Annotated in this window: 21 protein-coding genes and 2 tRNA genes; 14 read left to right on the top strand and 9 right to left on the bottom strand. The window is 67.8% G+C overall.

Annotation, left to right across the window (positions count from 1 at the left end; all coding sequences use genetic code 11):
- The first annotated feature begins 205 nt into the window (after window positions 1-205).
- The gene (gene pssA / locus AC6LKG_RS24230) at window positions 206-979 is read left to right on the top strand and encodes a CDP-diacylglycerol--serine O-phosphatidyltransferase (protein ID WP_006389119.1); all 774 of its coding nucleotides are present in this window, start codon (window positions 206-208) and stop codon (window positions 977-979) included.
- A gap of 55 nt (window positions 980-1,034) precedes the next feature.
- On the opposite strand, the gene AC6LKG_RS24225 is transcribed toward pssA, so the two are convergent.
- On the bottom strand, window positions 1,035-1,553 hold the full coding sequence (locus AC6LKG_RS24225; protein ID WP_498169049.1) for a hypothetical protein: 519 nt from the start codon (window positions 1,551-1,553) through the stop codon (window positions 1,035-1,037).
- A 314-nt stretch (window positions 1,554-1,867) separates the two neighbouring features.
- Here AC6LKG_RS24225 and rpsO point away from each other — a divergent pair, with 314 nt between their 5' ends.
- The 4 genes from rpsO (at window position 1,868) to AC6LKG_RS24205 (ending at window position 6,551) form a co-directional block, all read left to right on the top strand.
- Window positions 1,868-2,137 carry a 30S ribosomal protein S15 gene (gene rpsO, locus AC6LKG_RS24220; protein WP_006223612.1) on the top strand — a complete coding sequence of 90 codons (270 nt, stop codon included), beginning with the start codon at window positions 1,868-1,870 and terminating at the stop codon, window positions 2,135-2,137.
- A 90-nt stretch (window positions 2,138-2,227) separates the two neighbouring features.
- Complete coding sequence (pnp, locus tag AC6LKG_RS24215) at window positions 2,228-4,384, top strand: polyribonucleotide nucleotidyltransferase (protein ID WP_049071836.1); 2,157 nt, start codon at window positions 2,228-2,230, stop codon at window positions 4,382-4,384.
- A 205-nt stretch (window positions 4,385-4,589) separates the two neighbouring features.
- Window positions 4,590-5,318: a hypothetical protein gene (locus AC6LKG_RS24210; RefSeq protein ID WP_498169046.1), complete on the top strand. Its 729-nt coding sequence runs from the start codon at window positions 4,590-4,592 to the stop codon at window positions 5,316-5,318.
- Window positions 5,319-5,333: 15 nt separating this feature from the next.
- Window positions 5,334-6,551 carry a threonine ammonia-lyase gene (locus AC6LKG_RS24205; RefSeq protein ID WP_498169044.1) on the top strand — a complete coding sequence of 406 codons (1,218 nt, stop codon included), beginning with the start codon at window positions 5,334-5,336 and terminating at the stop codon, window positions 6,549-6,551.
- 1 nt (window position 6,552) lies between these two features.
- Here AC6LKG_RS24205 and AC6LKG_RS24200 read toward each other — a convergent pair whose 3' ends face one another.
- The 6 genes from AC6LKG_RS24200 to AC6LKG_RS24175 form a co-directional block, all read right to left on the bottom strand.
- Complete coding sequence (locus AC6LKG_RS24200; protein ID WP_498169051.1) at window positions 6,553-7,176, bottom strand: PIN domain-containing protein; 624 nt, start codon at window positions 7,174-7,176, stop codon at window positions 6,553-6,555.
- A gap of 68 nt (window positions 7,177-7,244) precedes the next feature.
- Window positions 7,245-8,198 carry an alpha/beta hydrolase gene (locus tag AC6LKG_RS24195; RefSeq protein WP_498169041.1) on the bottom strand — a complete coding sequence of 318 codons (954 nt, stop codon included), beginning with the start codon at window positions 8,196-8,198 and terminating at the stop codon, window positions 7,245-7,247.
- 7 nt (window positions 8,199-8,205) lie between these two features.
- Entirely contained in the window at window positions 8,206-10,536 is a 2,331-nt protein-coding gene (locus AC6LKG_RS24190; RefSeq protein ID WP_498169040.1) for a TonB-dependent siderophore receptor, read from the bottom strand.
- A 224-nt stretch (window positions 10,537-10,760) separates the two neighbouring features.
- Complete coding sequence (locus AC6LKG_RS24185; RefSeq protein WP_498169037.1) at window positions 10,761-11,693, bottom strand: DUF4880 domain-containing protein; 933 nt, start codon at window positions 11,691-11,693, stop codon at window positions 10,761-10,763.
- The gene (locus AC6LKG_RS24180) at window positions 11,686-12,207 is read right to left on the bottom strand and encodes an RNA polymerase sigma factor (RefSeq protein ID WP_498169035.1); all 522 of its coding nucleotides are present in this window, start codon (window positions 12,205-12,207) and stop codon (window positions 11,686-11,688) included. Before AC6LKG_RS24180 ends, AC6LKG_RS24185 begins: the two co-directional genes overlap by 8 nt.
- A gap of 594 nt (window positions 12,208-12,801) precedes the next feature.
- A complete protein-coding gene (locus tag AC6LKG_RS24175) occupies window positions 12,802-13,725 on the bottom strand; it encodes a carbon-nitrogen hydrolase family protein (RefSeq protein WP_498169033.1) in 924 nt (307 codons plus the stop codon).
- An 89-nt stretch (window positions 13,726-13,814) separates the two neighbouring features.
- Here AC6LKG_RS24175 and AC6LKG_RS24170 point away from each other — a divergent pair, with 89 nt between their 5' ends.
- The 5 genes from AC6LKG_RS24170 to AC6LKG_RS24150 all read left to right on the top strand — a co-directional run bounded on the left by AC6LKG_RS24170 (window position 13,815) and on the right by AC6LKG_RS24150 (window position 19,129).
- The gene (locus tag AC6LKG_RS24170) at window positions 13,815-14,771 is read left to right on the top strand and encodes a LysR substrate-binding domain-containing protein (RefSeq protein WP_498169032.1); all 957 of its coding nucleotides are present in this window, start codon (window positions 13,815-13,817) and stop codon (window positions 14,769-14,771) included.
- A gap of 60 nt (window positions 14,772-14,831) precedes the next feature.
- Complete coding sequence (locus AC6LKG_RS24165) at window positions 14,832-15,752, top strand: LysR family transcriptional regulator (RefSeq protein WP_498169029.1); 921 nt, start codon at window positions 14,832-14,834, stop codon at window positions 15,750-15,752.
- A gap of 162 nt (window positions 15,753-15,914) precedes the next feature.
- Window positions 15,915-17,138 carry a CaiB/BaiF CoA transferase family protein gene (locus tag AC6LKG_RS24160; RefSeq protein WP_498169026.1) on the top strand — a complete coding sequence of 408 codons (1,224 nt, stop codon included), beginning with the start codon at window positions 15,915-15,917 and terminating at the stop codon, window positions 17,136-17,138.
- A gap of 73 nt (window positions 17,139-17,211) precedes the next feature.
- The gene (locus tag AC6LKG_RS24155; RefSeq protein WP_498169025.1) at window positions 17,212-18,171 is read left to right on the top strand and encodes a Bug family tripartite tricarboxylate transporter substrate binding protein; all 960 of its coding nucleotides are present in this window, start codon (window positions 17,212-17,214) and stop codon (window positions 18,169-18,171) included.
- Between the two features lie 31 nt (window positions 18,172-18,202).
- Window positions 18,203-19,129 carry a hydroxymethylglutaryl-CoA lyase gene (locus tag AC6LKG_RS24150; RefSeq protein WP_498169022.1) on the top strand — a complete coding sequence of 309 codons (927 nt, stop codon included), beginning with the start codon at window positions 18,203-18,205 and terminating at the stop codon, window positions 19,127-19,129.
- 93 nt (window positions 19,130-19,222) lie between these two features.
- Here the strand turns inward: AC6LKG_RS24150 and AC6LKG_RS24145 are convergent.
- Window positions 19,223-19,310, bottom strand: a tRNA-Ser gene (locus AC6LKG_RS24145).
- A gap of 121 nt (window positions 19,311-19,431) precedes the next feature.
- Between AC6LKG_RS24145 and AC6LKG_RS24140 the strand changes: the two genes are divergently transcribed.
- From AC6LKG_RS24140 to secG, 3 genes are all read left to right on the top strand, one after another.
- Window positions 19,432-20,409 (top strand): NAD(P)H-quinone oxidoreductase, encoded by a 978-nt coding sequence (locus AC6LKG_RS24140; RefSeq protein ID WP_498169019.1) that lies wholly within the window; start codon window positions 19,432-19,434, stop codon window positions 20,407-20,409.
- Between the two features lie 128 nt (window positions 20,410-20,537).
- Window positions 20,538-21,284, top strand: a complete 747-nt coding sequence (gene tpiA, locus AC6LKG_RS24135; RefSeq protein WP_498169016.1) for a triose-phosphate isomerase — start codon at window positions 20,538-20,540, stop codon at window positions 21,282-21,284.
- A gap of 21 nt (window positions 21,285-21,305) precedes the next feature.
- Window positions 21,306-21,809 (top strand): preprotein translocase subunit SecG, encoded by a 504-nt coding sequence (secG, locus tag AC6LKG_RS24130; RefSeq protein WP_498169013.1) that lies wholly within the window; start codon window positions 21,306-21,308, stop codon window positions 21,807-21,809.
- A gap of 84 nt (window positions 21,810-21,893) precedes the next feature.
- Here secG and AC6LKG_RS24125 read toward each other — a convergent pair whose 3' ends face one another.
- On the bottom strand, window positions 21,894-22,073 hold the full coding sequence (locus AC6LKG_RS24125; RefSeq protein WP_175131361.1) for a hypothetical protein: 180 nt from the start codon (window positions 22,071-22,073) through the stop codon (window positions 21,894-21,896).
- Window positions 22,074-22,330: 257 nt separating this feature from the next.
- Between AC6LKG_RS24125 and AC6LKG_RS24120 the strand changes: the two genes are divergently transcribed.
- Window positions 22,331-22,415, top strand: a tRNA-Leu gene (locus AC6LKG_RS24120).
- Window positions 22,416-22,446 lie beyond the last annotated feature (31 nt).

Here is a 22,446-nt window from a genome sequence, read left to right as displayed (position 1 = left end):
GGCTTGCGCCCCGCGCGCGCCGGCCGAAAGCGGCATGCCTGGCGAGGGCATGCCGCTTTTATTTGCGCAGGAAGTGCGCGAAGTCGGGCGCGGGCGGGCTTTGCGCGTCGGCGGGGCCGGATCGCGGCGGGCATGGCCCTTGCTGCGGCCCGTTGTGGGGCCAGATGAGTTAACCTTTCAATGTCTGTCGTAAGTAATTGAGACCATGCCCAATTTTTCCATGCGCGATTCCGAGAACCGCCACCGAAGCATCTACCTGCTGCCCAACGCATTCACCACCGCGGCGTTGTTCGCGGGGTTCTATGCCGTGGTGCAGGCCATGAACAACCGCTTCGAGGTCGCCGCCATCGCCATTTTCGTGGCCATGGTGCTGGACGGCATGGATGGCCGCGTGGCGCGCCTGACCAACACCCAGTCGGCCTTCGGCGAGCAATACGATTCGCTGTCCGACATGACCTCGTTCGGCGTGGCGCCGGCGCTGGTGATGTACGAATGGATCCTGAACGACCTGGGGCGCTGGGGCTGGCTGGCGGCGTTCGTCTACGTGGCGGGAGCCGCGCTGCGCCTGGCGCGCTTCAACACCAATATCGCGGTGGTCGACAAGCGCTACTTCCAGGGGCTGCCGAGCCCGGCGGCCGCCGCATTGGTGGCCGGTTTCGTGTGGCTGGCCGTCGACAACAAGCTGCCGATCCACGACAGCGTGATGGCCTGGGTCGCGTTCACGCTGACCATGTACGCCGGCATCACCATGGTGTCCAATGCGCCGTTCTTCAGCGGCAAGAGTTTCGCCCTGGGCCGCAGCGTGCCGTTCTGGGGAATCCTGCTGGTGGTGGCGGTGTTCGTGTTCGTGTCCAGCGATCCTCCGGTGGTGCTGTTCGGCCTGTTCGTGCTGTACGGCTTTTCGGGCTGGGTCATCTGGGCCTGGCGCTGGAACCGCGCCCGCCGGCTGCAGCAGGAGCGCCGCGGTCAGTCGTCCTGATCTGGCCTGGTAAAAAAGAAACCCGCCTCGAGCGGGTTTTTTTTGGCCGCGTGGATCAACGCCACATGAAGCGGTCGTCGTCGTACATTGGGTCCGGGCCAGGGTGGAAGTGCGTGACGCCGTTGCCGTCGCGGCCCATGTAGACGTACATGAGCGAATTCCAGACGCTGTTTTCCTTGTAGCGGTACGACCAGATGACTTCGCGCTTCTCGCCCAGGCCAGCCTGGTCGATGCGGGCTGGCGGCCCGAATTCGCAGCGCACGCGGTCGGGGCTCCATTGGCCTTGTTCGAGCACCTTGAAGTGGGCGTCGGTCAGTAGCGGCACGACACGGTCGACCCGGCCGTCGGCGCCGACGTTGGCGCCCCAGGCGTACTGGCCCATGGGCTGCTGCGTCCATATCACGCGGCGCCCGCCGTTGGCTTGGGGGCATTCGAAGTTGGGGCGGCCGAACTGGGCCTGGACCTCGGCCAGCGGCGTGCCGGGAGCAACCTGGGCAAGATTGGCACAGGCGGCCAGGCCGGCGAGGGCCACGGCGGCGAGGGTGGTGCGGGCAGCTCCGTAATAATTTGACATGTCTTGGCTCCAGGTGCCTTCCTGCGGGGCGTCGGCGCGGCCTGGCGGCGGCCGGCGGTGTCTCTGGGGTAATTCTAGCGAATCGGCTATAATCGTCGGGCTTTATCAAGTGTATTGATTTTGCAAGATGCTTTGCGCCGGCAACGGGGCTGGGCTGGAGGGGAATCCAACAGGGCGCTGGCCCCGGGTTCCCGGTGTTTCCAGGGTGGCTCCGAAGCAGCAGTGAGAACGCAACAACGCTTGTCGCCGGCAGCGATTTTTTTTCAACCACGTCAGGGCGCCTCGGCCCTGTCGCATGTCCGAAGAGGTCATCCATGTCTGTAGCTGACATCAAGAAATCCGATATCGTTGCGCAATTCCAACGCGCTCAAGGCGATACCGGCTCCCCCGAAGTCCAGGTGGCTCTGCTCACCGCCCGTATCAACGAGCTGACCGGTCACTTCAAAGAACACATGAAGGATCATCACTCGCGCCGCGGTCTGCTGCGTATGGTCAGCCGTCGCCGCAAGCTGCTCGACTATCTCAAGGGCCGCAATCCCGATTCGTACCGCGCACTGATCGAAAAACTCGGTCTGCGCAAGTGATCGACGGGGCTGGCTCCCCATGACGCAACCGTGGTCGGTGCGACGCATGTCGCGACGGCCACGGTTTTTCATTTGTAAGGAATAATCGTCATGTTCAATAAAGTGACTAAATCGTTCCAGTACGGCCAGCACACGGTCGTCCTGGAAACCGGCGAAATCGCTCGCCAGGCCTCCGGCGCCGTTGTGGTGTCGATCGAGGACACCGTCGTCCTGGCCACTGTCGTGGCCTCCAAGAAGGCCAAGCCGGGCCAGACGTTCTTCCCGCTGACCGTCGACTACATCGAAAAGACCTACGCCGCCGGCCGCATCCCCGGTGGTTTCTTCAAGCGCGAAGGCAAGCCGTCCGAAAAGGAAACGCTGACCTCGCGCCTGATCGACCGTCCGCTGCGTCCGCTGTTCCCCGAAGACTTCTACAACGAAGTCCAGGTGGTCATCCACACGCTGTCGGTCAATCCTGAAATCGACCCCGACATCCCCGCGATGATCGGCGCCTCGGCCGCGCTGGCCATCTCCGGCATCCCCTTCAACGGCCCGATCGGCGCCGCCCGCGTGGGCTACATCGATGGCCAGTACGCCATCAACCCGACCGCGTCGCAACTGAAGTCCTCGAAGCTGGACCTGGTGGTCGCCGGCACCGAAAACGCCGTGCTGATGGTGGAATCGGAAGCCGACCAGCTGTCCGAGGAAATCATGCTGGGCGGCGTGGTCTACGGCCACGAGCAGATGCAGGCCGTCATCAACGCCATCCACGAACTGGTCAAGGACGCCGGCAAGCCCGATTGGGACTGGCAGCCGCCCGCCAAGGACGAGGCCCTGATCGCCGCCGTCACGTCGGCCGCCCAGGAAGGCCTGAACGCCGCCTACCAGATCCGCGAAAAGCAGGCCCGCACCACCAAGCTGCGTGAAGTCTACGCCGACGTGTCGGCCAAGCTGAACGCCGCCGCCGCCGAGAAGGGCGAGCCGGCGCCGGACGCCGTCACCGTCGACAACATCCTGTTCTCGCTGGAATCGGCCATCGTGCGTGGCCAGATCCTGAACGGCGAGCCGCGTATCGACGGCCGCGACACCCGCACCGTGCGTCCCATCAGCGTGCGCCTGGGCGTGCTGCCGCGCGCGCACGGCAGCGCCCTGTTCACCCGTGGTGAAACCCAGGCGCTGGTCGTGGCCACGCTGGGCACCAAGCAGGACGAGCAGATCATCGACGCGCTCATGGGCGAGTACCGTGACCGCTTCATGCTGCACTACAACATGCCTCCGTTCGCCACCGGCGAAACCGGTCGCATCGGCGTGCCCAAGCGCCGCGAAATCGGCCACGGCCGCCTGGCCAAGCGCGCGCTGATCCCGCTGCTGCCGGCCCCGGAAGACTTCCAGTACACCATCCGCATCGTGTCGGAAATCACCGAGTCCAACGGCTCGTCGTCGATGGCTTCGGTCTGCGGCGGCTCGCTGGCCATGATGGACGCCGGCGTGCCGGTCAAGGATCACGTGGCCGGCGTGGCCATGGGCCTGATCCTGGACGGCGGCAAGTTCGCCGTGCTGACCGACATCCTGGGTGACGAAGACCACCTGGGCGACATGGACTTCAAGGTCGCTGGCACCGAAAACGGCGTCACCGCGCTGCAGATGGACATCAAGATCCAGGGCATCACCAAGGAAATCATGCAAGTGGCGCTGGCGCAAGCCCGCGAAGGCCGCCTGCACATCCTGGGCAAGATGAAGGAAGCGCTGGATGGTTCGCGCGGCGAGCTGTCGGCTTTCGCCCCGCGCATGCTGACCATCAAGATCAACCCCGAGAAGATCCGTGACGTGATCGGCAAGGGCGGCGCCACCATCCGCGCGCTGACCGAGGAAACCGGCACCCAGATCGACATCTCCGACGACGGCACGATCGTGATCGCCAGCGTCGACGAAGCGCAGGCCAAGGAAGCCCAGCGCCGCATCGTCGAGCTGACCGCCGACGTCGAAGTGGGCCAGGTCTACGAGGGCTCGGTGCTGCGCCTGCTGGACTTCGGCGCCATCGTGCAAGTGCTGCCGGGCCGCGACGGCCTGCTGCACATCTCGGAAATCGCCAACTACCGCATCGCCAACATCAACGATGTGCTGAAGGTCGGCCAGCAGGTCCGCGTCAAGGTCATCGAGGCCGACGACAAGGGCCGCCTGCGCCTGTCCATCAAGGCCATCGGTGGCATCGAGCAGCAGCAGCCCGCCGCCGAAGCCGCCCCGCAAGCGGAACCGCAAGCCGAATAAGGCCTGCCTTTCCCTGCTGAAAACGGCGCCTTTCGAAGGCGCCGTTTTTTTGCCTGAGAGCGGCGCTGATTCATCTCCTTTCGTCTTTGAATCCCCGGTATCTCCCATCTTCGCGCGGCATACGGTAAAGTCTTGCGCGTGACACGAGCGCCGGCGCGGCGCGAGCCGGCAAGGCGCCAACAGGGGGGATTCGGATGGATCGAGCATGACGCGATGGCGAGGACGCGCCGCGGCGGCGGCCGTACTGCTGGGATCGCTGCTGGCCGGATGCATGTCCGCGCCGGGGCCGGGCCAGGGCTCGCCCAAGGGCGAAGGCATGTCGGCCGACCAGTTCATCCAGACCGACTTCAACCGCACCGTCACCCTCGAGGTGCGCGACAACCTGGCCAGCCTCTACAGCCTGCTGGACAAGCTCTACCGCCGCAATCCGCGCGAATGGCGCAAGACCGGCGTGGCCGACCATGCCACCGCGGTATCGCGCGTCAAGCATGCGATCGAGGTGCGCATTCCGCCGGCCGACCTGGCCGGCCTGCACGATATCCAGATCCTGGCCGTATCGCTGGACCCCAACTACAGCGGCGACCGGGTCGGTGCCTTCATCTACGGCCTGGCCGACACCATCATCGCCGCGCATAACGGCAAGACCCGGCTGTACGCCACCGACGCGCTGGACGGGCAGCGGGTCTACAATGCCGCACGGAACGTCGAGGCCGCGGCCTGGTTGCTGGCATCGCGCCGCAACAGCCTGGGCGAGCCGCTGCTGCTGGCCAACGAGATGTCGCCGCAGGCCACCAACCTGAGTTTCGAGCGCGAGTTCGGCGCCATCATTGGTCGGCTCGATCTGATCGCCAACCTGCTGGGCGAGAACTCGCGGCGCATCGGCATCAACTATGCGCAAGGCCTTCTGCTGTTCAATTTCCTGCCGGTGCGCTAACGGGATTTTTCCATCGTGATCGATATCGCTTCCATCCAGACCGCCCGCGCGAACCTGCGCGGCCAGGTGCTCAAGACCCCGTTCACCCTGTCGCGCACGCTGTCCGACATCTTCGGCGCGGAGATCTGGCTGAAGTTCGAGAACCTGCAGTTCACCGCCAGCTTCAAGGAGCGCGGCGCGCTCAACCGCATGCTGACGCTGTCGGACGACGAGCGCCGCGCGGGCGTGATCGCCGTGTCGGCCGGCAACCACGCGCAGGGCGTGGCCTATCATGCGCAGCGCATGGGCGTGCCGGCCGTGATCGTGATGCCGCGCTTCACGCCGACCGTGAAGGTCGCCAACACGCGCCGCTTCGGCGCCGAAGTGGTACTGGCAGGCGATACCTTCGACGACGCCAAGGCGCATGGCTACGAGCTTGCCAGGCAGCGCGGGCTGATCATGATCCACCCCTACGACGATGAGGCCGTGATCTCGGGCCAGGGCACGGTGGCGCTGGAGATGCTGGAAGACCAGCCGCAACTGGACATGCTGGTGATCGCCATCGGCGGCGGCGGCCTGATCTCGGGCATCGCCACCGCGGCCAAGGCGCTCAAGCCCGGCATCGAGATCATCGGCGTGCAGACCGAGCGCTTTCCCGCCATGTATGCCGCGATCAAGGGTGTGTCGATGCCGAACGGCCAGTACACCATCGCCGAAGGCATCGCGGTCAAGTCGCCCGGCGGCTTGACGCAGCCGATCGTCAGCCAACTGGTCGATCACATCGAACTGGTCAGCGAGGCCGACATCGAGCACGCCATCGTGGTGCTGCTGGAAATCGAGAAGACCGTGGTGGAAGGCGCGGGCGCGGCCGGCCTGGCGGCGCTGCTGCGCGCGCAGGAGGCCGGCAGCGAGCGCTTCAAGGGCAAGCGCATCGGCCTGGTGCTGACCGGCGGCAACATCGATCCGCTGATGCTGGGGGAGCTGATCGAGCGCGGCATGGTGCGCGCCGGCCGCCTGGCCCGCATCCGCGTCGACCTGCGCGATCTGCCGGGCGCGCTGGCGCACGCCACCAAGCTGATCGCCGACGCCCAGGCCAATATCACCGAGGTGCATCACCAGCGCGCGTTCACCTCATTGCCGGTGCGCAACGTGGAAGTCGATTTCGTGCTGCAGACGCGTGGGCCGGAGCACATCCAGGAAGTCATCGACATCCTGAACGCGGCGGGTTTCGCGGCCAGCAACCACGACCATTGAGTCAGAGGCGGCCCAGTTGCGGGTCGCGTCCCACCTGGTTCTTGAGCCGGTACAGCCGCTCGCGATGCAAGGTCGCGGCCAGCGGCTCGGGCTCGCGCCCCAGCGCCACGTAGTCGGCCGGGATCTGCGCGATAGCCTCGCGCATGCGCTCGGCGCCGTCCTGCCACCATTGCGCCAGCATGCGGTCCGGGTTGTACACGTCCAGGCCCTGGCGCCGCAGTTCCGAGCGGTTGAAATCCTTCAGGTTCCAGGTCAGCACCTGCACCACCGGCGTCTGTTGCAGGCGGCAGCGGGCGCGGCGCGCCAGGCCGGCGGCGATGACGTGGAAGTCCTTGGGGTCGCTGTAGCGCAGCGAGGCCTCGTAGGCCTGGGTGTCCTGCTCGATGGCCTGGGGGAAGCGGGCGTTCATCTCGGCCCAGAACTCGGCCATTACCTCGGGCGGGATGTCCCAGATGCGGCAGGCGTTGCGGCGCCATTCCTCGCCGATGCGTTCGGTCCAGACCGGCTGGAACACGCCGGCCTCGGCCAGGCGCAGCAGCAGGCGGCGCAGGATGCCGGACATGAGGACGCAGGCGTCCAGGACGATGAAGGGCGGGGTGGCGGTCGGAGTGGTCAAGGCTGGCAGTGTGTTCGCAGCGGCCGGGACGCGGCCGCGACCGTGCAGTGTAAGCGCATCCGCCGGAACCCCAGGCTTCAAGGCTGCATCGCGACCTCCAGCGCGCGTTCCAGCGATGCCCGGATCATCTCGCCATGGCCGAACTGCGGGAAGGCTTCATAGCTGGCGTCGGCGCCCGCGGACCTCAGGCCCTGGGCCATTTCGCGCACGGCAGCGCGCGGATCCTCGCCCGCCGTGCGCACCGCACCGCCGGGCAGGGGGCGGTTGGGATCGCGCGGCTTGGTGCCGACCAGGATGGCCACCCGCTTGCCGGCGGCCTTGCGGGCGTCGAACCGCCGCCATTCCTCGATCAGCGCGCCGTCGTGCCACCAGGCCGAGGGGTCGCCGACGATGTAGCGGGCGAAGGCCTGCGGCTGCGTGAAGAGCACGTGCAGCGTGAAGAGCCCGCCGTACGAGTGACCCCACAGGTATTCGCGTTGCGGGTCGATGGCGGCGCGTTCGCGCACCAGCGGTTTCACTTTGGCGCGGATGAACTCCAGGAAAATGTCGGCGCCGCCGCCGACGCGGCCGCGCACCACTGGGTCGGGCACGGGCTTGCCGTTCGCGAATACCGGCGGCGTGTAGTCATAGGCCCGCGACACGACGTCGTTGCGGGTATCGACGTCGTAGCCCAGCGCCACCAGCACCGGCGTGCGGCTCCGTCCCAGCGTGTCCAGGTCGGCTGGAGTCAGCGTGGCCAGGGCGGCGTTGCCGTCCAGCATGTAGAGCACCGCGCTGCCCCCGCTGTCGGGCGCCTTCCTGGGGATGGCGATCTGGATGCGGTAGTGGCGCTTGCCATCGTCCGAATCCAGATTGTGCGTTTCGTAGCGGTACACCGCCGAGGGATGGTCGGCCACGGTGTCTCCGAGTGGCTGCATGCCCGGACGCAACGGGGCGTCGGGCGTCGCCGCAGGCGCTTGCGCTTGCGCCGCCGTGGCCAGGATGCACGCCAGCACGGCGGCGGAAATCGGACGCGTGATCTTGTTTTTCATGGAAGGCCTACCAGGTGTAGTTCAGGTTCGCCGAGATATTGCGCCGCGCGCCGTAGTAGCAACTGGCGCTGCCCGAGCAGCTTGCCAGATATTCCTTGTCGGCCAGGTTGCTGGCGTTGAGGGAGAATTTCAGGCCCTTCAGGCTGGGAGAGAGCGCGCCCAGATCGTAGCGAATGGCGGCGTCGATCAGGTTCACCGAGGGGCTGCGGTACGCGTTGGCGGTGTCGCCGTAGCTGCTGCCGATATGGCGCAGGCCCGCGCCCAGGCTCAGGCCCGGGGCGATGTCCTGCGGCAGGCGATAGTCCGCCCACAGGTTGTAGCTGTGGCGCGGCACGCGCGGCAGTTCGTTGCCCTGCTCCGTGCCATTGCTCTTGGTGACTTCGCTGCGCATCAGCGTCGCCGAGGCGACGACCGTGATTTGATCGGTCAGGGCGAAGTTTCCTTCCAGCTCCAGGCCACGGACGCGGCCTTCGCCGGTCTGGACCTGGCACTGGCTGCCGTTGCACAAATGCGTGGGATCCGGGTCCGGCGTGGTGATGTTCTGCTGCTTGATCTCATACGCGGAGAACGTGATCATGCTGCGCGAACCCGGTGGCTGGTACTTGATGCCGATCTCGGCCTGTTTGCCTTCGGTCGGTTTGAAGGGCCGGTCCTCGTAACCGACCCCGTTTACCGGTTCGAACGAGGTGGCATAGCTGGCATAGGGCGCCAGGCCGTTATCGAACAGGTAGACCGCGCCGGCGCGCCATGTGGTGGCTTCGTCTTCGTAATGCGTCTTGGCGCCGGTGGCGCGCACCAGCGAGTTGTCCCGCGACCAGTCGTGGCGCACGCCCAGCGTGGCGGCCCACTGGCCCCAGCGGATCTGGTCCTGCGCGTAGATGCCGGTCTGCTCGCTGTCGCTGCGCCGGGTGGGCGTCATGGCGCCCAGGACGACGGGGCTGCCGTAGACCGGGTCGAAGACGTCGAGCGATGAAGCCTTGCCTGACGCCTGCGCCACGCGGATGGTCTGGGTGCGATAGTCCAGGCCCGTGAGCAGGGTGTGTTCGGTGCGGCCCAGGCCGAAATCGAATTGGGCGTTGTTGTCGACCGTGAAGCCTTCAGAGCGAATCCGGTTGCTGGACGCCGTGCGTCGCAGTGTGCGGCCGTCGGCCTGCAGGTCGCCCTGGCGCGAGACGCCGGCGTTGTCGGTATCGACTCGCATGTAGCGCAGCTTCTGGCCGAGCTTCACCTGATCGGTCAGGGCATGGCTGAATTCATAGCCGATGGCGTATTGGGTGCGATCGTAGCGGTTGAAGCCGGGTTCGCCCAGGAAGCGGCCAGAACCGAAGCGGCCATGGTCCGTCGCGTAATAGGTGCCGTGGGAAGGCAGGAACTGGTAGGTGCTGCCGCCGCGGTCCTGCTGGTAGTTGGCCAGCAGGGTCACCGAGGTGCGGGCCGACGGCCGCCAGGTCAGGCTGGGGGCCAGCATCACGCGGTTCAGCTCAACGTAGTCGACCTGGGTGTCGGAGTGGTAGGCGGTGCCCACCACGCGGTACAGCCATTCGCCGGATTCGTCCAGCGGCCCGCTGACGTCGGCGTTCAGGCGCGCCAGGCCGTAGTTGTCAGTGCCGACCCCGATCTCGCCGCGCGCGTAATCGGTGGGCCGCTTGCTCACCACGTTGACGAGCCCGCCCGGCGCGATCCGGCCGTACAGGACCGACGAAGGGCCGCGCAGTACTTCGACCCGCTCCAGGCCGAAGCCGTCGAACTGTGTGGCCGAGGCGGTGGCGCCGCTGCTGCTGCCCGGCGGGCGCAGGCCGTCCAGGTAGAGGTTGTTGGCGAAGCTGCCCGTGCGAAAGCCGCGCACGGAAATCTCGTCGACGCGGCTGTCCACGCCATACGAGCCTACCGCGACGCCGGCGCTGTAGCGCAAGGCTTCGGCGGTGTTTTTTGCTCCGATCATGTCCATCAGCTCGCGGTTGACCACGGATACGGATTGCGCGGTCTCGATGAGCGGCGTGCCGGTCTTGGTGCCCACGCTGCTGTCCAGGGCCAGCGTGCCGATGTCGCCCATGCCCTGGCCGGTCACCGTCACGCTGGGCAGCAGGGCCGCGCCTGCTCCGATAGCCTCGGGCACGGGTTCGATGCGGTAGCCCTCGCCATTGGCGTTGGGCACCGCCCGCAGCTTGCTGCCTCGCAGCAACTGCCGCAGCGCGTCCGTCACCGATCCCTGCAGGTGCATGGCAGGCGCCTGCTTGCCTGCCGTGAGCGGCGGGGCGCTGATGATGGTGATGCGAGCGGCCTGGCCCAGCCGCAGGAGCGCGTCCTGCAAGGACAACGCCGGCAGCGTGATGTCCACGGTGGCGTTTTCCGCTGCCCGCGCGGGCGGCGTCGTGGCGAGCGCGACGGCGCACAGAAGCAGGCAAAGCGTGGCTGGCTTGAAGCGGCGGATTCGGCCGCCCCTGGGAGGGAATCGTTGGGACATCGGTATGGGTTCTTCGGTTGGGACCCGCGCAGCGGGTTTCAACTTGTCCTAACGAGTGGGTGCCAGGAATCTGCCGAACACTTACATTTTGTTTCTCATCATGCCGGTTCCACGCGAACCCAGTAGCGCGTGCGGTATCGCACCCGCAGGCCCAGCGTGATGGCCAGCGCCTCCAGGACCTGGTCCGTGTCCTTGAGGCGAAAACTGCCGTTCACGCGCAGGGCAGCCACGCGCTCGTCGCACTGGATCAGGCCCGGCCGATAGCGCGCCAGTTCTTTGGCAAACGCCTCCAGCGGCATATCCTCAGCGATCAACATGCCGTGAACCCAGGCGAACTCGCGCCCGGCCCAGCCTGTTTCGTGCTCGATGCGGTGCGCCGAGAAGCGGCGCACGTCGCCAGCGCGCAGGGTCAGGCCGAGATCGCCTCGGGTGGTGAGAACGGCCTGCCCCGCATCGAGCGCCACGCGGGTCAATGGGCCATGCGTGTGCACCACCAGGTGAGCGCGGGTCGGCACGATACAGCCACCGCGCGTCAACACGCGCAGCGCCGAGTCCGCGGCGCGGGTGTCCAGCATGATCTCGCCGTCGTGCAGTTCGATGTCCAGGCGGCCTCCGTCCTGCCTCAGGTCCAGCGCGGTGCCGGTGTTCATCATCAGCGTCACCGCGTCGTTCAGCGTCAGGCTGCGCTGTTCGCCGGTGGCGCTGCGGTAGGCCGCGAGCCAGCCCGCCTCCCGGGCCTGCCGATAGAGCAGCGGGCCGCCCACTGCAATGCCCGCGCCGGCCGCCAGCAACTTGAGCGTGCGCCGGCGCGTGTGGCGAAAGTCGATGGCCCCGAGCGCGGCGGCAGCGGCATCGCCGCTTGCGGGCACGGCATCCTGCAATAGTTCGAAGCGCCGCCAGACCTTGGCGTGCGCGGGCGAAGCTTCGTACCAGCGCTGCCAGGCCTGCCGCGTGGCGGCGCTGCCGTCCTGTTCCAGGCGCACCAGCCAGCCCGCGGCCTGCGCGACTACGTCGGATTGGCGTCTAGACATCGAGCGCGTGATAAAGGCGTTGCCAACCCTGGACCATGTCTTTCTGCACCATGTTGACCGTGATTTGCAGGCGGTCCGCGATCGCTTCGTAGGGCAGGCCCTGTAGGCGCGCCAGCAGGAACACCTCGCGCATGCGCCGCGGCATGCGGTCCAGCGCCGCGCACACTGCGAGCAGTTGCTGCGATACCTGGGCCAGCATTTCGGGCGACGGCGAGAGCGGCTCGGGCTGTTGCGCCAGCGCGGCCAGGTAAGCGGCCTCCAGCTCGCGGCGCCGGTGGCGGTCGATCAGCAGGCGGCGGGCGATGGTGGCCAGGTAGCCGCGGTTCCAGCCGCGCGGTTCCAGGTACGTCTGGCGCAGCAGGCGCTCGAAGGTGTCCTGCACCAGGTCCCAGGCGTCGGCCGTGTGTCCGCCGGTCTGGCGCCGCATGAAGGCGAACAGCCAGGCGTGGTGTTCGCGGTACATCGTCGCGACCAGGTTGGGATCGGCCGCCGCAGGATTTGAGGGCGCTTGCACGATGATGAAAAAGATTTGCGAATAGGAATCAGACGCAATTCTATATTTGGCGTGCCTGCCTGGAAAGCGGGCCAGGGCCGGATGTCCACGGGGGAAGAGGAATAGGGGCGGCAAGGACGCGCAAGCGCGGGCCGACGGAGGCGTGCGATGGTGCCCGAGACCGGAATCGAACCGGTACGGCCTTGCGGCCGAGGGATTTTCGTACCACTTCGGCTTTCGCCGCCGGCGCGCGGGGCGCCGTTCGTGGTCTGGAGCACGCCTTCACCTTAGCCTTGCGGCCTTAGGTGCCCGCCGTCTGCTCTCTACACCTTCCCGGTTCTCGCGAACCGGGCTTGGCTCGGCGTTGGCTCGGAACGGGTCCAGGGCATTCGCCGAGTTTGACGGGCTACACCTCTGGAGTTTCCTCCGGAGGGCTCAAATGGATTCAAGTCCCTTGTGTCTACCAATTTCACCACTCGGGCATTGGGGTTCCGACAGGAAACCGCAATGGGGATACCTGGGTGTGCGGCGCGAGCGCGCAGCGGTATCCGGCGGGCGTGACTATACCACTCGCGGGCGGGCGGCCCGTCATGCAAGGCCGCCCGTGTGGAAAACTCAGCCGATGAAGCGCACCGTCTGGCGGGCGCGTTCGTCCACCTCCAGGGTGAAGACGTCGGGCCGCGCGTAGTGGCCGACCACGTCGAAGTCATAGCGCGCGCGCACCAGTTCGTCGACATCGATGGTCGCCGTCAGCAGGCCGGTCTGGCCGTGCAGCGGGCCAGCCAGCACGTCGCCCAGCGGTCCGACGATGAGCGAGCCGCCGTTGATGAGCGGGCGCTGCGGATCCCAGCCGGGCACGTTCAGGCCCAGCTCGGCGGGCGAGGGTTGCACCTGGCAGGCGCTGATGACGAAGCAGCGGCCCTCGTGGGCGATGTGGCGCATCGAGCATTGCCAGATGTCGCGTTCGTCAACAGTGGGCGCGCACCAGATCTGCACGCCCTTGGCGTACATGGCGGTGCGCAGCAGCGGCATGTGATTTTCCCAGCAGATGGCGCCGCCGGCGCGGCCCGCAGCCGTTTCCAGCACGGGCAGGGTCGAGCCGTCGCCCTGGCCCCAGATCAGCCGTTCGGTGCCGGTGGGCATCAGCTTGCGGTGCTTGGCGGCCAGGCCGGTGGCCGGATCGAAGTACAGCGCGGTGCAGTACAGCGTGCTGCCGGCGCGTTCGATCACGCCGATCACCAGGCTGGCGCCGGTGCGTTGCGACAGCGCGGCCAGCGCGTCGGTCTCGGGGCCGGGCACGTCGATGGCGTTCTGGTAGTAGCGGGCGTAGGCCTCGCGGCCTTCGGCCAGGCGGTAGCCCAGGCGGGTGCCGAAGATCTCGCCCTTGGGGTAGCCGCCCAGCAGGGCTTCGGGCATGACCACGAGCGCGGCGCCGGCATCGATTATCGCGGCCTCGAAGGCGAGGATGCGTTCCAGCGTGTGTTCCTTGCCCTCGGGCGAGGCGCCGATCTGCAGCGCGGCGACGGTTTTGGCGGTCATGGGGGTTCCTTGTGCGGAGAGGCTGATGGGGCTGCCGCCAGTGTCGGCGCCGGCCTAAAATCGATCAATCCCATCTGGCGATAAATGATATGAATAGAATCGATATCGAGTCGACAGACTTGAATCTGCTCAAGGTGTTCGAGGCGATCTACGACGAAGGCGGCGCCGGGCGCGCGGCATTGCGGTTGGGTGTGACCCAGTCGGCCGTCAGCGCGGCGCTTGCGCGGCTGCGCGTGCTTTATGCCGACCCGCTGTTCGCGCGCACCGGGCGCGGCCTGTCGCCCAGCCTGCGGGCGCGCGAGCTGCGGCCGATCATTGGCGAGGCGCTGGACAAGTGCCGGCAGAGCCTGTCGCTGGCCCGCCCGGGCGCGGCGGGATTCGACGGCCGCTCGGTCACGCTGGGGCTGTCGGACGATTTCGAGATCGCGCTGGGGCGCGAGGCGATCGCGGCGCTGGCCGTGGCGGCGCCGGGGCTGCGCTTGATCTTCCGCCAGGCCCACAGCCGCCTGGTGGCCGACATGCTGATGGCGCGCGAGGTCGACCTGGTGATCGCATCCGGCGGCCTGACCGCGCCGGCGTTGCAGCGCGTGACCGTGGGGCAGGGCGGCTACGCCTGCCTGGTCGATCCGGCCAGCCTGGCGCCGGGGCAGGATGCGTTGTCGGTGGAGGATTTCACGCGGCGTCCGCACGTGCTGGTGTCGTCGGGCGGCTTTATCGGCGTGGTCGATGAAGTGCTGCACGCCCAGGGATTGAAGCGGCGGGTGCTGGCAGCGACCACGCACTTTTCGGCGCTGGCGTTCCTGCTGCGCGGCGGCGACGCGCTGGCGACCCTGCCGACGCACGCGGCGCGCGGCCTGGCGCAGGTCGCGGGCCTGAGGTTGCTGCCGTGCCCGGTCGCCATGCCGGGCTACGCCATAGAGATGGGTTGGCGCGCCGATGCCTTGCGGGACGAGGCCGTGGCCGTGGCCCGGCGCGCCCTGCTGGCATTGCTGCAGGGCTATGACTGGTCGTGGGCCGGGGCGCCCGGCGTCCGCCGGAGGCGCTGACGGCCCGCTGGGGAAAACCCCGATCCCTGCGGCGCCTCGCAACGCGGGACACTTGCCGCCATGAAGCGCCCGTTGCCCGCCCCGTCCCATCCCCGCGATATCGATCCGGTTTCCCTGCGCCTGTTCCTGGCGGCGCTGGAAGAGGGCAGCCTGGCACGTGCCGCGGCGCGCGAGAACATCGTGCCTTCGGCCGTCAGCAAGCGCATGATCGAGATGGAAGAGGTCCTGGGCGTGCCGCTGCTGGCGCGCGACGTCAAGGGTGTGCAGGCCACGCCCGCCGGCCAGGCGCTGGCCGAGCATGCGCGGCGGGTATTGCAGCAGATGGAGCGTATGCACCGCGAGATGGCGGCCTTTGCCACCGGGGTGCGGGGGCGCATCCGGCTGGCGGCCAGCGTGGCGGCGCTGTCGGGTGACCTGCCGGCGCAGATCCAGTCGTTTCGCCGCGCCTACCCACAGATCGAGATCGCGCTGGAGGAAAGCACCACGCAGCAGGTCTTCCAGGAGGTGCTGCAGGGCCGCGCCGATGTGGCCGTGGGCTCGGACTTCGGCCACGATGGCCTGCAGGTGTTTCCTTGCGGCTATTGCGAACTGGCGGCGGTGGTGCCGGGACAGCACCTGCTGGCCGACAGCGAGATCCTGGACTATGCGCAGTTGCTGCCCTATGAGCAGATCGAGCTGAACCGCGATAACGGCATCAGCGCGGTGTTCGAGCAGGCGGCGCGCGAGGCCGGCGTGACGCGCCGCATCAGCGCTCGTGTCAGTTCGCACGAGACCATCTGCAATCTGGTGGCGCGCGGCATGGGCGTGGCGGTGGTGCCCATGTATCTGAAGCCGCGCCACGCCAGCCCGGATATCCGCTTCATCGCCCTGTCCGGGCCCTGGGCGGGCACGCCGTTGTGCATCGCGGTGCGCGAACTGGACGCGCTGCCACCCGCCGCGCGCGCCCTGTTGGCGCACATGGGCGCGGCGCCGTGGCCCTAGCCTCGCGTTACTAAGACTAACCCGGACGTTCCGAAACGAGAATGCCCCGGTGCTGAAAGAGCGCTTTTCCCGCGCCGCCGCGCCCGCGATGATGGCTGCGTACCGCTCGGGCCCCTGGCGCCCGGGCCTTCGATCCACGGCGCAGGCCAGAGGAAAATGTCGATGACCGCAGCACCGGCTTCCCCCTTCATGAACCAGGACGAGCTGCCCTTGCGCGGCATCAAGGTGCTGGAACTGTCCCACATGATCATGGGGCCGGCCGCCGGCCTGGCGCTGGCCGACCTGGGCGCCGAGGTGATCAAGCTGGAGCCGATCGACGGCGACCGCACCCGTCGCCTGAAGGGCTCGGGCAGCGGTTACTTTCCCGTCTTCAACCGCAACAAGCAGAGCCTGTCGATCGACCTGAAATCGGCCGAGGGCCAGGCGCTGGCGCGGCGGCTGGCATTGCAGGCCGACATGGTGGTCGAGAATTTCCGCGACGGCGGCCTGGCGCAGTACGGGCTGGACTACGCCTCGTTGTCGGCCGAGAACCCGCGGTTGATCTATGTGTCTCTCAAGGGCTTCCTGTCCGGCCCCTACAAGCACCGCACCGCGCTGGATGAGGTGGTGCAGATGATGGGCGGGCTGGCCTACATCAATGGCGGCGCGGACACGCCGCAGCGCGTGGCGGCGTCGGTCAACGACATCCTGGGCGGCACCTTCGGCGTGGTGGGCGCGCTGGCCGCGCTGCATGACCGCCATGTCACCGGACGCGGCCGCCATGTGCGCTCGGGCCTGTTCGAGAACAACCTGCTGCTGGTGGCGCAGTTCATCGCGCAGTACCAATTGACCGGGGCCGCGCCCAAACCCTTTGGCGCGGAGCGCAAGCCGCCATGGGGCGTGTACGACGTGTTCGAGACCGCCGACGGGCGTGTGTTCGTGGCGGTGGTGGGCGATGCCCAGTGGCGCAATTTCGCGCAGAAATTCCTGCCGCCCGAATGGGCCGCCGATCCGCGCCTGGCCACCGCCGTGGACCGCGAGGCGGCGCGTTCCTGGCTGGTGCCGGGCGTGGGCGCGATCCTCAAGACCTGGAAGACCGATGAATTGTGCGCGGCACTGGAGGTGGCCAATCTGTCGTATGGGCCGATCCGCCAGCCGCATGACCTGCTGCACGACGAACACCTGAACGCCAACGGCGCGCTGCTGGCCACCGCGCTACCGGATGGCGGCGCCATCGCGGCGGCGGCGTTGCCGATCGAATTCGACGGCCTGAAGGCCGGCAAGCGCTTGGACCCGCCGGCCCAGGGCCGCGATACCGAAGCCATCCTGCGCGGGCTGGGGCTGGACGCCGCGCGCATCGAGGCCCTGCGCGCCGCGGGTGTGGTGCATTGCGAGGAACAGGCATGAACAGGCCGTAGAACTTGTCCCCGTCGAGGCGGCGCCAGACCGCCAAGACATCCATCAAAGAGGAGACTTTCCGATGATCCGCAGACTCTTGGCGATGGCCGCGATGGCCGTCGCATGTGTGGCCCATGCGCAGGACTATCCCAGCAAGCCCATCCGCATCATCATTCCGTCAACGCCGGGCGGCGGCACCGACTATATCGGGCGGTTGATGGGCAACAAACTACATGAGCTGAACGGCTGGTCGGTGGTGCCGGAGAACAAGCCGGGCGCCGGTACGGCGCTGGGGCTGGCCGAGGCGGCGCGCGCGCCGGCCCAGGGTTATGACCTGGTGATCGGCCAGTCCGACAACGTGACGCTGATTCCGCTGCTGATGAAGGTGGCGTACGACCCGGTCAAGGACCTGGTGCCGGTGGCACTGGTCGCGACCACGCCGATGGTGCTGCTGGTGTCCGACAGCTCGCCGTACAAGACCCTGCCGGAGGTGATCGAGGCGGCCCGCAAGGCGCCCAATACGCTGTCGTATGGCACCTCGGGCACCGGCGGCGGCGTGCACATTGCCATGGAGATGCTGCAGCACCAGGCCGGATTCAAGATGCAGCACGTGCCGTACAAGGGTTCGGCGCCGGCGCTGGCCGACCTGATGGGCGGCCACCTGCAGTTCGCCGGCTCGTCGATCTCGTCGGCGGCCTCGTTGATCAAGGCGGGCAAGGTGCGCGCGCTGGCGGTGACCTCGCCCAAGCGCAATCCCGCGCTGCCCGACGTGCCGACCGTGGCCGAGCTGGGCTACAAGGATTTCAGCGTGGTGACCTACTACGGCGTGCTGGCGCCAGCCAAGACGCCGGCCGCCGTGGTGGCGCGGCTGAACGCCGATTTCAACAAGCTGCTGGCGCGCCAGGATGTGCGCGATGCGCTGGCCTCGCAGGGGCTGGAGGCCGATCCGGTGTCGTCGGAGCAGTTCGCCGCGCTGATCCGTTCGGACATCGGCAAGGCCCGCCAGACCATCGCCACCGCGGGCATCGTGGTGCAGCAATAGCGGGCGGCGCGCATTCGACCAGGGAAACGACATGGACCAGGCAGTGAGATTGTGCGAGGTAGGCCCGCGCGACGGGTTGCAGATGGCGCGTGGCATGATGGCCGCCGCCGACAAGCTGCGCTGGATACGCCAACTGGCGGCCGCGGGCCTGCGCGAGATCGAGGTGGGCAGTTTCGTGTCGCCGCGCCTGGTGCCGCAGATGGCCGACACGGCGCAACTGCTGCCGCAAGTGCTGGCCATCGAAGGCCTGACCGTGTGCGCGCTGGCCTGCAACCTGAAGGGCGCCATCGCGGCGTATGAGGCGGGCGCGCACGTGGTCGCCATTCCCGTGTCCGTCAGCGACACGCACAGCCGCGCCAACGTCGGCAAGAGCACCGACGCGCAGGTCGAGGCCGTGGCCGCCGTCGCCGACTGGCTGCGGGCGCAGGCGCGGCCGGTGCGGCTGGACGTGGCGGTGGCCACCGCTTTCGGCTGCTCTCTGGAAGGCGCGGTGCCGGTGCGCCGCGTGGCGCAGGTGGCCGCGGCGGTGATGCGCGCCGGCGCCGACGAGATCGCGCTGGCCGACACCGTCGGCTATGCCCATCCGGCAGGCGTGCGCGAGGCCGTGCGCGCCGCCAAGGATGCTGTCGGCGCGCGGCTGGTGAAGCTGCACCTGCACGACACCATGGGGCTGGGCCTGGCCAATGCGCTGGCCGGCCTGGATGAAGGCATCCGCGCGTTCGACGCCTGCCTGGGCGGGCTGGGCGGCTGCCCGTTCGCGCCGGGGGCGTCGGGCAATATCGTCACCGAGGATCTGGTGTTCATGCTGGAAAGCATGGGCTACCGCACCGGCGTCGACCTGCCGAGGCTGCTGGCCGCGCGCGCCTTGCTGGCGGCGTCGTTGCCGCAGGAGACTTTGCGCAGCGGCGTGGCGGCGGCGGGCATTCCCAAGACCTACGTCGCGTCCCTGGCCGCCTGAGGCGGGGCCCGCGCCCTGGGGCGCGATGCGATCGGCTGCGCCGCCCGCCGATGGACGGGCAATGTCGCAAAAGAGGGGGGGCGGACGGATTTCTGGCGGAAGCGGTGAGATTCGAACTCACGAACGGTTGCCCGTTGCCGGTTTTCAAGACCGGTGCAATCGACCACTCTGCCACGCTTCCTGGTCCCGCACTGTACTGCGGAGGCGGCAATCCGGCCGCCAGGCAAACACTCTACCCGACGACAACGCGACTTGCCGTAAAGGGCGCAATAATAATCCATTTGCTGCGAAGGAGGCACGCGATGCACTGTGTAGAAATCTCACGCCCGGGCGGCCCCGAGGTCCTGGTTCCCGCCGAACGCCCCATGCCCGAAGCCGGCAAGGGCGAAGTCCTGATCAAGGTCAGCGCCGCGGGCGTCAACCGCCCCGACGTGTTCCAGCGCAAGGGCAACTATGCGCCGCCGCCAGGGGCGTCCGACCTGCCGGGTCTGGAAGTGGCCGGCGAGATCGTCGGCGGCGACCTGGCCGGCAGCGGCTTCGTGATCGGCGACAAGGTCTGCGCCCTGGTCGCGGGCGGTGGCTATGCCGAATACTGCGTCGCGCCGGCGGCACAGTGCCTGCCGATCCCCAAGGGCCTGTCCGATATCGAAGCCGCCGGCCTGCCGGAAACCTATTTCACCGTCTGGAGCAACGTGTTCGACCGCGGCCGCCTGGCCGATGGCGAGAGCCTGCTGGTGCACGGCGGCGCCAGCGGCATCGGCACCACGGCCATCCAGTTGGCCCGCGCCATGGGCAACCCGGTCTACGCCACCGTCGGCAGCGATGACCGCGCCCGCGCGGTCGAGGCCCTGGGCGCCGCGCGCGGCATCAACTACAAGACGCACGACTTCGTCAAGGAAGTGAAGGACGCCACCGGCGGCCGTGGCGTCGACGTGATCCTGGACATGGTGGCCGGCGACTACATCGCCCGCGACATGCAGTGCCTGGCGGACGACGGCCGCATCGTCATCATCGCCCAACTGGGCGGGGCGCAGGCCAATGTCGATACCAGCCAGGTCATGCGCCGCCGCCTGACCATCACCGGTTCGACCTTGCGGCCGCGCCCGGTGGCCTTCAAGGGCGCCATTGCCCAGGCGCTGCGCGAGCGCGCCTGGCCGCTGCTGGAGCAGGGCGCGATCAAGCCGATCGTCCACGCCACCTTCCCGCTGGCCCAGGCCGCCCAGGCCCACGCCATGATGGAAGGCGGCGAGAACATCGGCAAAATCATCCTGACCGTGTAAGAAACGCGTGGCGTTCGGCGCGGCGCCGCGCAACAGGATACAATCACGGGTTTCGCCTGGAATTATTTCCAGGCCAGCCCGTGGGCGGGTGCTTTTCCCCCGGGTCCACCCACTCTGACATTTGCGCCATGACTTCAGTCGAACACCGCGCCCGCCTCGTGCTGGGCAACTGGAAGATGCACGGCAACCTGGCCGAGAATGCCGCGTTGCTGACCGAACTGCGCGCCGCGGATGCCGCCAGCCATTGCGAAATTGGCGTCTGCGTTCCGTTTCCGTATCTGGCGCAGGCCGCCTCGGCCCTGACCGGCAGCGCCGTGTCGTGGGGCGCGCAGGACGTCAGCGCCCACGACAAGGGCGCCTACACGGGCGAAGTCGCCGGCGCCATGCTCAAGGAATTCGGCTGCCGCTATGCGCTGGCCGGCCACTCCGAGCGCCGCGTGTTGCACGGTGAAACCGACCAGATGGTCGCCGACAAGGCCCGCGCGGCCCTGGCCGCCGGCCTGACCCCGGTGGTGTGCGTGGGCGAATCGCTGGCCGACCGCGAGGCCGGCAACACGCTGGCCGTGATCGAGCGCCAGCTCGAGCCGGTGCTGGCGCTGGGCGCCGAGGCCGTGTCGCGCATGGTGCTGGCCTACGAGCCCGTCTGGGCCATCGGCACCGGCCGCACCGCCAGCCCCGAGCAGGCGCAGGAAGTCCACGGCGCCATCCGCGCCGCCCTGGCCGCGCTGGGCGCGGCCCAGGTGCAGGTTTTGTACGGCGGCAGCGTCAAAGCTGCCAATGCCGCCAGTTTGTTCGCCATGACTGATATCGACGGAGCCCTGGTCGGCGGCGCGTCGCTCGTGGCCGAAGAATTTTTGCGAATCGCCGCCATCTAAGTTTCCGTTCCGGAGTCTGTAATGCCCTTGATGCTCAAACTTCTGCTGGCCGTCCAAGTGATCTCGGCGCTGGCTATCATCGTGCTGGTCCTGCTGCAGCAGGGCAAAGGCGCCGACATGGGGTCCGCCTTCGGCAGCGGCTCGGCGGGCAGCCTGTTCGGCGCCACCGGCGCGGCCAACTTCCTCTCGCGCGCCACCAAGTGGGCGGCGGTGGTCTTCTTCGCGTCCACGGCCGGTCTGGCCTATGTCAGCCACAAGGGGTCGAGCGCCTCGGCCGTCGATTCGGGTGTGATGCAGAATTTCCCGGCCGACCGCTCCGTGCCGCAAGTGCCGGGCGCCGCGCCCGCGCCGCAGGGCGGTGGCGCGTCGTCGGTTCCGGGGGCTTCGTCCGTGCCGGGCGCGGCTTCGTCGGTCCCGGGCGCCGCTTCGGTCCCGGCCCCGGCCGCCGCTTCCAAGCCGGATGCGTCGGTGCCGTCGGCTCCCGCCGCCGCGGGCGACAAGCCGGCGGAAACCCCGGCCAAATAAGCCTGGTTGCCCTATTGGAAAGGCCCTGCATCGCAGGGCTTTTTTCATGGGTGCGCGGGCAATGTCATCGCCGCGCCTGGCGGCTCAGGCGCCCGGCAGCATGTGGCGCGCGGATACGGCGAGGATGCGCTGGGCGGATTCGCGCCACTGGCGGGCCTCGCGGTAGGCTCGCAAGGACACTACGGCGTCATAGCGGCGTGCGCTGCGCGGGCCGGCGAGCAGCGTGGGGCGGCGGGTCAGGATCGGGGATATCAAGCGTTGCATGGTGGAGCCTTTCGTGGGCCTGGGGCCCTGTTTATCGTGTATGGCTGGCATCGTAAGCCTGCCCGGCATGTGCGCCAACGAATTCCGGTTCATATGAATATCCGGGAAGTATTCGCCACGGCGGCATGGCTTTGGCAGTATTGCCGGCCGACATGACAGTGTGATGCCAGCGCTGGCGAGACTGATTCACGCGGATTGATAATTACGTGATAGAATGTTCGACTTTCCAGGAAAGCACACCTTTTCTGGTCAAAATCGCCGACGTGGTGAAATTGGTAGACACGCTATCTTGAGGGGGTAGTGGCGAAAGCTGTGCGAGTTCGAGTCTCGCCGTCGGCACCAGGAATTCCTCGCAAAACGCCCGCTGGAACGC

It is taken from the genome of Achromobacter sp. 46006, from assembly GCF_059761975.1.
Note: the sequence above shows the minus strand (reverse complement) of the source record. Positions and strands in the feature narration are given on the sequence as shown.